The sequence below is a fragment of the Alicyclobacillus sp. SP_1 genome (assembly GCF_024706985.1).
Taxonomy (GTDB): Bacteria; Bacillota; Bacilli; order Alicyclobacillales; family Alicyclobacillaceae; genus Alicyclobacillus_I.
Genome location: NZ_JAMCCX010000089.1, coordinates 1 through 2,027 on the forward strand (window position 1 = coordinate 1; position 2,027 = coordinate 2,027).

Sequence of the window (2,027 nt, forward strand, 5' to 3'; positions counted from 1 at the left end):
TCATATTTATGGAGCTTATTGGGACTGATTTAGGCTTTGCAGGGGAAGTCGCCTGATTCATTCAGCACCCCCTAATTTGAAATAGGTGTTGCGCGAACGAAACTTTGGTTCGCGGTGCCTTGTCCAACGGAACTCATGGGAGCGTAGAACACGCCGTTACAAAAGACCGCTTCGGCGTTCAAAAACATCTGACCAGGATACGACTGTAATGACATGACCTTTCCATTCAGTTTGTCTACCACATAGAGATTTCCTTGAATGTCTCCTATCACGACGGCATTGTCGGTAACGACGGGTGTCTCATTCGCCGCAGCCTTGAGAGGCAAGGTCCATAGCGGACGACCCGTGGGAACATCCACCGCGTGAAGCATCTTTTGATAAGAACTTCCAAAGTACAATACTCCATTATTGAATACAGGCGGAGCTGCCTCGTACTCCTCAGACGTTAGTTTCGTTCCGTATGGCTCATAGTAGGTCCATAGAACTTGGCCATTGTGAATGTTGATAGCACTCATCGCCTGACGGCGATAGGTTGGAGATCCCGGTTTTTGTTCGACCCACTGTTGATAGACCATTCCTCCTCCGTAGGCGATGGAAGCGTCATCCACTGCCGCGGAGGCCTTCGGGAATGGCGTTTGGAATGCAAGGCCATGCGTTTTGGTATTGACTGCAACGGTCCGATAAGGATTTGACATACCCGCAAAAAAGAGATCATTGACGACGACTGGAGAGGACATACTGCACACGCCGCCGAGCTTCAAACTCCAGAGTAGCTGCCCATTTACCGGATTGAGAGCCCTAAAAACTCCGTCGCCTCCAAGCGCATACAGTACCTTGCGATGAAGGACAAAGGTGGGCATGTCTTCGCCCGGCGTAGGGAAAGTCCAGAGAATGCGGCCGGTTTTTTGAGACAGCGCGACGATTTCATTCACGCCAGTCCCTCTTACGGTGTCTCCTGGTTTAAAGTTGTGATTTCCTACCCCAACATATACCTTTCCCTGAAAGACGAGTGGTACGGTCATAATATTGTTGCTGGCAACATGAGTGACCCAATTGGAGCGACCTGTGGCCATGTCCATGGAAGTTACTCGTCCACTGTCATCGCCGATGAAATACGACCCATTCACGATGGCTCCGCCACCATGACTCATGCTCTTGAGAGGATACGTCCAACGGTAATTTAGGCTGGTCCGAAACCAACTTGCAGCATGACTCCGCGTGAGACCATATTGAATCCAATGCTGTGGATAATAGTTGGAGAGCATAGCGGCCAAGATGACACTGCGCACCATGAGAAAGAGGACAATCAGTGCAACGAGAACTGCCAAAAGAACCAAGCCCACAATTCTGGATTTTCTCGTCTTACCTCCAGATGAAAAAAACGACTCTTTGCTTCGCCTTATGGACACTATGCAACACCTCACACTTCGCAAATTCGCGGCTCGGCGTTCGGTATACCGTTCCCTCCGTGCCATGCAATATGCAGGCTGATTAGCACTGGGTTTGGGAGGAGCACTGTCCACTTGCTTCTCGGTTCGCGGTGGGTTTATTCAATGGGATTTCAACCAATGCGGTCCATACTGTGTTGGCGGAAGCGGGGTGGTAGATAAGACGTTTGGTTTCACGTCAATCAACCGTAGTCGTCCAGGACGCACCATTTGAATGGAGGATACGCAAGAGATGGAGATTAGGATGTCTAAGAAGACTCTCATAGGTTCTGCCGCTGTAGTGGCTACGATGGGTCTGGGAACCTCGATGGTGCTGGCTGCTACGAATGCTGGACATACCGCATCATCCTCGGCAAAAGAGCCCATGGTGGCGGGGAGCATGCAGTCCTCTGCGGGCACTCAGACTCAGGCATCTCATCCCTTTGCACCGCATTGGGGCATGGGCCCCATGGGGGTGGGGATGCAGGGTGTGGCTAAGGATTTGAACCTCAGTCCATCTACTCTGCAGACGGACTTGAAGTCTGGGAAAACGTTGGCGCAAATCGCGGAGAGTCAAGGTGTCTCTTCTGCCCAACTGAT

Annotated in this window: 1 protein-coding gene and 1 pseudogene; one reads left to right on the forward strand and one right to left on the reverse strand. The window is 51.2% G+C overall.

Translation table 11 applies throughout. The annotated features are described in order from the left end of the window. Positions 1-71: 71 nt before the first annotated feature. The gene (locus tag M4I36_RS15495) at positions 72-1,409 is read right to left on the reverse strand and encodes an outer membrane protein assembly factor BamB family protein (RefSeq protein WP_258112666.1); all 1,338 of its coding nucleotides are present in this window, start codon (positions 1,407-1,409) and stop codon (positions 72-74) included. 283 nt (positions 1,410-1,692) lie between these two features. On the opposite strand from M4I36_RS15495, the pseudogene M4I36_RS15500 reads away from it, so the two are divergent. Next, positions 1,693-2,027, forward strand: a pseudogene (locus M4I36_RS15500) (hypothetical protein); the annotation flags it as partial.